Origin of the sequence: Stenotrophomonas sp. MYb57, from assembly GCF_002966815.1 — a bacterium.
GTDB classification, from domain to species: domain Bacteria; phylum Pseudomonadota; class Gammaproteobacteria; order Xanthomonadales; family Xanthomonadaceae; genus Stenotrophomonas; species Stenotrophomonas indicatrix.
Genome location: NZ_CP023271.1, coordinates 4616146 through 4622500 on the forward strand (window position 1 = coordinate 4616146; position 6355 = coordinate 4622500).

Annotated in this window: 3 protein-coding genes and 2 rRNA genes (1 of these 5 cut by a window edge); 3 read left to right on the top strand and 2 right to left on the bottom strand. The window is 64.3% G+C overall.

The window, feature by feature from the left end; genetic code table 11:
• Window positions 1-21 precede the first annotated feature (21 nt).
• The 3 genes from hemH to CLM74_RS21090 all read left to right on the top strand — a co-directional run bounded on the left by hemH (window position 22) and on the right by CLM74_RS21090 (window position 4226).
• Window positions 22-984, top strand: a complete 963-nt coding sequence (hemH, locus tag CLM74_RS21080; protein ID WP_105164886.1) for a ferrochelatase — start codon at window positions 22-24, stop codon at window positions 982-984.
• Window positions 981-1838, top strand: a complete 858-nt coding sequence (locus CLM74_RS21085) for an alpha/beta hydrolase (protein WP_105164887.1) — start codon at window positions 981-983, stop codon at window positions 1836-1838. Before hemH ends, CLM74_RS21085 begins: the two co-directional genes overlap by 4 nt.
• Before the next feature lie 291 nt (window positions 1839-2129).
• Window positions 2130-4226: a methyl-accepting chemotaxis protein gene (locus tag CLM74_RS21090; RefSeq protein ID WP_105164888.1), complete on the top strand. Its 2097-nt coding sequence runs from the start codon at window positions 2130-2132 to the stop codon at window positions 4224-4226.
• Between the two features lie 389 nt (window positions 4227-4615).
• Here CLM74_RS21090 and rrf read toward each other — a convergent pair.
• Window positions 4616-4730: ribosomal RNA gene (gene rrf, locus CLM74_RS21095) — 5S ribosomal RNA — on the bottom strand.
• Window positions 4731-4899: 169 nt separating this feature from the next.
• Window positions 4900-6355 (bottom strand): 23S ribosomal RNA (locus tag CLM74_RS21100); it runs 1425 nt beyond the window's last position.

Sequence of the window (6355 nt, forward strand, 5' to 3'; positions counted from 1 at the left end):
GAATCGGCGACAATACCGCCCATGCTCGACGCACCCGATACCGCCGTACTGGCGGTCAACCTAGGCACGCCCGAGACGCCGACGGCTCCCGCCGTTCGCCGTTATCTGGCCGAATTTCTGTCCGACCGGCGCGTGGTCTCGCTGCCGGCACTGCTGTGGCAGCCCTTGCTGCGCGGTCTGATACTGCCGCTGCGCAGCAGCCGTTCAGCCGCCAAGTACGCCCAGGTGTGGCTGCCGGACGGCTCGCCGCTGATGGTCCACACCCGCCAGTTGGCGCAGGCGATGCAAGCATTGCTGCCGACGCTGCGCGTACGCCACGCGATGCGCTACGGCGAACCCGCGCTCACCACCGAACTGGATCGGCTGGCCACCGAGGGCGTGCGCCGCATCGTGGTATTGCCGCTGTATCCGCAGTATTCGACCACCACCACGGCCTCGGTCGAGGATCGTGTGGATGCCTGGCAGCGCAGGAACCCACAGGTCACCGTCAGCCTGGTGCAGGACTATTCGATCGATCCGGACTGGGTCGCCGCCGTTGCCGGCTCGATCCAGCGCTACTGGCAGCAGCAGGGTCGCGGCCAGAAGCTGATGTTCTCCTTCCATGGCATTCCGCAGCGCCTTGCCGATGCCGGCGATCCCTATCCGCAGCGCTGCGAGGCCAGTGCGCGCGCGATCGCCGCAGCACTGGGCCTGGGCGCGGACGACTGGCAGATGGGTTACCAGTCGCGCTTCGGCCGCGAACGCTGGCTGCAGCCCTACGCCGAGCCCAGCCTGTGGGAGCTGGCCGAAGCGGGGGTGAAGCAGATCGACGTCGTCTGCCCCGGGTTTGCCACCGACTGCCTGGAAACACTGGAAGAAGTCGCCATGGGCTTCACCGAAACACTGGCCGAGCGCGGCGCACAGATGCGCTACATCCCCTGCCTCAACGCCGCACCGGAACACGCCCGCGCACTGGCTCGGCTGGCCGTGGCCTCGCTGGCATGAGCCTGCAGCCGTTTGAGCTGCAGGTCGCGGGCGTCCGCGTCGCCGGCCTGCGCCGGCCGGCTGAGGGTCCGCGGGTGCTGGCCCTGCACGGCTGGCTCGACAATGCGGCCAGTTTCGTTCCGCTGGCGCCGCATCTGCCGCACCTGGACCTGGTGGCGATCGATCTGCCCGGGCACGGCCACAGCGCGCATCTGCCGATCGGGGCGGTGTACACCACGCCAGCAGCGATCACCCATGTCCTCGATGTCGCCGATGCACTGGGCTGGGACCGGTTCACCCTGGTCGGCCATTCGATGGGTGCCGGCATCGCCAGCCTCGCCGCAGCGGTCAGTGATCGCATCGAACGGCTGGTCGCCATCGAGGCACTGGGCGGCCTGCGCGGGCCGGAGGAAGAAACTGCCAGCCGCCTGCGCGAGCACGTCGACGCCACCCGAGCACTCGCACGCAAGCAGCTGCGCGTGTTCCCGGATCTGGCTGCACCGATCCGGGCGCGGATGATGACCAACCAGCTCAGCGAAGGCTGCGCACGCCTGCTGGTCGAACGCGGTGTCGAGCCGGTCGAAGGCGGCTATCGCTGGTGCAGCGATCCGCGCCTGATGCTGCCCACCGCGATCCGCCTCAGCGAAGGCCAGATCGACAACCTGCTGCAGGCCATCACCTGTCCTACCCAGGTGATCTATGCCACGCCTGCACAGTCGTATTATCCCGAGCCGATGCGCAGCGAGCGCCTGCAGCATCTGCGTGATGGCCGCCTGGCGGTATTCCCCGGCAACCATCACCTGCACATGGAACACCCGGCGCGTATTGCCGCCGTCATCGATGCGTTCCTGAGCGAAAACGCCAACGCACGCTGACCATCGTCGGCCGCGCGCACTTCACTCTGCGCCAGCGCGGCCGATAGAACGGTAGTGGGCCCCTGCGTCCACAGCACGCAGGCCCTTTGTGCCTGCGGCTCGTTCCTGGTTCTGCAAGGAAGACCGCATGTCCCGTCTGCTGCACCGTCATCCACAGGATGTGGTCACGGTGTCCGTCCTCCGCGTCGCTGCCTGCGCCGCATTCCCCGCATTCCCCGCCCGTGCCGTCGTTGCGCTCATCCGCGCAGGGCGTTGCAGGGTCGCTGCCGTCCGTTGATCCAGGAGTTGCCGATGTCCATTGCGTCCTCCCGCCCGCCCGACCAGGGCCGTCTCCCTTATCTGCAACAGCTGGCCCAGCGAGGCGATCGTCGCCTGCTGCTGGGCAGCGTCGTATTGGCAGCGATCGGCCTTGTACTGGCCGTGCGCGGCACGTCGGTGCCCGCTGCGAGCGCCGTTGTCGCCGCAGTGCTGCCAGCCGCCTGGCTGGGCTGGCGCCAGGCCGGCCATTCGCTCGCGCGCAACGGCCTGGCCGTAGTGCTTTCACTGCAGTTGAGCCTGCTCTGCCATATCAGCGGATTGAATGCCGCATTGCCCATCGCGCTGCTGCTGGGCGTGCTGCTCATCCAGCGTGACCGCATGCCGTTGTGGCTGGCCGGCGCCGTGGGTGTCGGTGCGTTGCTGGCGCCGTTGCTTGATGGGGCGGCCGTCCTGCCGCCGCTGTTGAATGCCATGGCCCTGGCGGTGCTGACGCTGGTGCTGGGCCAGACCGCCGCGCGCCTGCGCCAACAGAGCGAAGCGCTGGGTCACGGACCGCACCGCCTGGCGGCATTGGCACGCGACATTGCCACGGGCGCCGACCTCGGCGCACACAGCGATGCACGCAACTACGCACCCGGTTCCCTGGCCCACGCGCTGGCCGATACCGCACGCCATGTGCAGGCGCAGCGCGGCCGCGAGGCCGAAGCACATGCCGAGAACGCGCAGATCCGCCAGGCACTGGATGCCTCGCGCACGGCGATGATGATCGCCGACAACGATCACGTCATCCGCTACGTCAACCGCTCGGTGGTGGCGCTGCTGCGCAACCAGCAGGCCACGCTGCGCCAGGCCTTCCCCGATTTCGACGCCGAGCGGCTGGTCGGCAGCAGCATCCATCGCTTCCATGCCAACCCTGACCGCATCCGCGGCATCCTCAATGAGCTGCAGGCGACACACAACGGCAAGGTGCGGATCGGGCCGGTGCACTTCGCCCAGGTCGTCACCCCGGTGTTCGACGCACAGGGCGCGCGCCTGGGTTTTGCGGTGGAATGGCATGACCGTACCCATGAACTGACGCTGGAGAATGCCGTCGCCGGGATTGTCGATGCCGCCGCGCAGGGTGATCTGGAACAGCGCCTGCAGGCCAGCGAAGGCGCCAGCTTCCTCGACGGCCTGACCGGGGGCATCAACCAGCTGCTGGACACACTGGGCAGCACGGTCGACGAAGTGCGGCAGATGCTTTCAGCTATGGCCAACGGCGATCTCGACCGTCGCATGCAGGGCGAGTACCACGGCGCGTTCGCCGCCATCCAGCGCGATGCCAACGCCACCGCCGGCCAGCTGGCGCGCATGGTCGGCCACATCCAGCACTGCGCCACCACCATCAGCACGGCCGCCAGCGAAATCGCCGCCGGCAACGGCGCGCTGTCCGAGCGCAGCGAGCGACAGGCCGCTCATCTACAGGAAACGGCCGCCTCGATGGAGGAGCTGACCGCCACCGTGCGCCAGAACGCAGCGCATGCGCGCCAGGCCAGCGAGCTGGCCGCCTCCACCCAGGGCGCAGCAAGTGATGGCAACCACGCCATGCAGCGGGTGGTCGACACCATGCAGGCCATCGAAGGCGCGTCGAAGCGGATCGGCGACATTACCGGCGTGATCGACGGCATTGCCTTCCAGACCAACATCCTCGCGCTCAACGCAGCGGTTGAAGCGGCACGCGCCGGCGAACAGGGGCGCGGGTTCGCGGTCGTCGCCAGCGAGGTCCGTGTGCTCGCGCAGCGATCGGCGGCGGCGGCCCAGGAGATCAAGGTCCTCATCGACGAGGCAGGTCGTCAGGTCGGCGAGGGCGCCCAGTTGGTGGCCGATGCCGGACAGCGCATGCAGGGCATCGTCGGCGGCGTTGAGAACGTAAGCCACCTGATGCGCGAGATCTCAGCGGCGTCACAGGAGCAGTCCTCCGGTATCGAGCAGATCAACCAGACGATGGTGCAGATGGACCAGGCCATGCAGCAGAACGCGGCGCTGGTGGAAGAAGCCACTGCGGCGGCACGTGAACTGCAGTCGCAGGCCGGTGCACTGAACCAGGCGGTATCGGTGTTCCGGCAGCGCGAGGCCGCGTTGATCGACTGATCCGGGCCTGCGCCTGCTGCATGGAAGGCGGCGCCCGCAGGGCGCCGCCTTTTTGTTGGGCGTGGTTCCCGGCGGGGTTGTTTGACTCAACGGGTACGAAGGCGGTCCGTTTGAGGCTGCATGCGACACGATGATAAGTAAGAAGGCCAGAGCACCTGCCGCTGCGGCGGAGTATGTCCGCCAGCTGCTGTGCTCCAAAGATTGCGGCACCGCCTGGGCGCCGCATCTACGCGTGGGTATTGAGTTCCGGTAGTGCCGGCCGCTGGCCGGCAACCTCATGAACATCACGCGGCTGCACGTGGTTGCCGGCCAGCGGCCGGCATTACCCTTGGTTTCTCGCGCACAAAGAAAAACCCCGCTGCGTGAGCAGCGGGGTTTTTGGGTATAAACCCTGGCGATGACCTACTCTCGCATGGCTTAGGCCACACTACCATCGGCGCAGCTACGTTTCACTTCCGAGTTCGGGATGGGATCGGGTGGTTCCATAGCGCTAATTTCACCAGGGAGGCGGTTGGAGTGTCGCCTGGGCGTCGTGTCTCTGCAGGGGGCGGGCATGATGATGCCTGCGATGCAAAGAGACGCGCCTGAGCGCCTGCCTCTCGTTTGGTCTTGTGACGTAGCGTGCACTTGGATCTATCGACATGTCATGTCGGCCAAGGCAACTTGAGGTTATATGGTCAAGCCTCTCGGATCATTAGTATCAGTTAGCTCAATACATTGCTGTACTTACACACCTGACCTATCAACCACGTAGTCTACATGGTTCCTTCAGGGGGCTTGTGCCCCGGGAGATCTCATCTTGAGGCGCGCTTCCCGCTTAGATGCTTTCAGCGGTTATCGCTTCCGAACATAGCTACCCGGCAATGCCACTGGCGTGACAACCGGAACACCAGAGGTTCGTCCACTCCGGTCCTCTCGTACTAGGAGCAGCCCCTCTCAAATCTCCAACGCCCATGGCAGATAGGGACCGAACTGTCTCACGACGTTCTGAACCCAGCTCGCGTACCACTTTAAATGGCGAACAGCCATACCCTTGGGACCGACTACAGCCCCAGGATGTGATGAGCCGACATCGAGGTGCCAAACACCGCCGTCGATATGAACTCTTGGGCGGTATCAGCCTGTTATCCCCGGAGTACCTTTTATCCGTTGAGCGATGGCCCTTCCATACAGAACCACCGGATCACTAAGTCCTAGTTTCCTACCTGCTTGATCCGTCGATCTTGCAGTCAAGCACGCTTATGCCTTTGCACACAGTGCGCGATGTCCGACCGCGCTGAGCGTACCTTCGAGCTCCTCCGTTACTCTTTAGGAGGAGACCGCCCCAGTCAAACTACCCACCATACACGGTCCCCGACCCAGATAATGGGCCCAGGTTAGAACGTCAAGCACGACAGGGTGGTATTTCAAGGATGGCTCCGCCACAGCTAGCGCCATGGTTTCATAGCCTCCCACCTATCCTACACAGACGAACTCAACGTTCAGTGTAAAGCTATAGTAAAGGTTCACGGGGTCTTTCCGTCTTGCCACGGGAACGCTGCATCTTCACAGCGATTTCAATTTCACTGAGTCTCGGGTGGAGACAGCGCCGCTGTCGTTACGCCATTCGTGCAGGTCGGAACTTACCCGACAAGGAATTTCGCTACCTTAGGACCGTTATAGTTACGGCCGCCGTTTACTGGGGCTTCGATCAAGAGCTTCGCCTTGCGGCTGACCCCATCAATTAACCTTCCAGCACCGGGCAGGCGTCACACCCTATACGTCCACTTTCGTGTTTGCAGAGTGCTGTGTTTTTGATAAACAGTCGCAGCGGCCTGGTTACTGCGACCCTCTTCAGCTATAGCTCGCACGAGCCACCAAAAAGGGTGCACCTTCTCCCGAAGTTACGGTGCCATGTTGCCTAGTTCCTTCACCCGAGTTCTCTCAAGCGCCTGAGAATTCTCATCCTACCCACCTGTGTCGGTTTACGGTACGGTCTGCGTAAGCTGAAGCTTAGGAGCTTTTCCTGGAAGCGTGGTATCAGCAACTTCGCCATAAAGGCTCGTCTCGGTGCTCGGTCTTAAAGGATCCCGGATTTGCCAAAGATCCAAACCTACCGCCTTTCCCCGGGACAACCAACGCCCGGTATG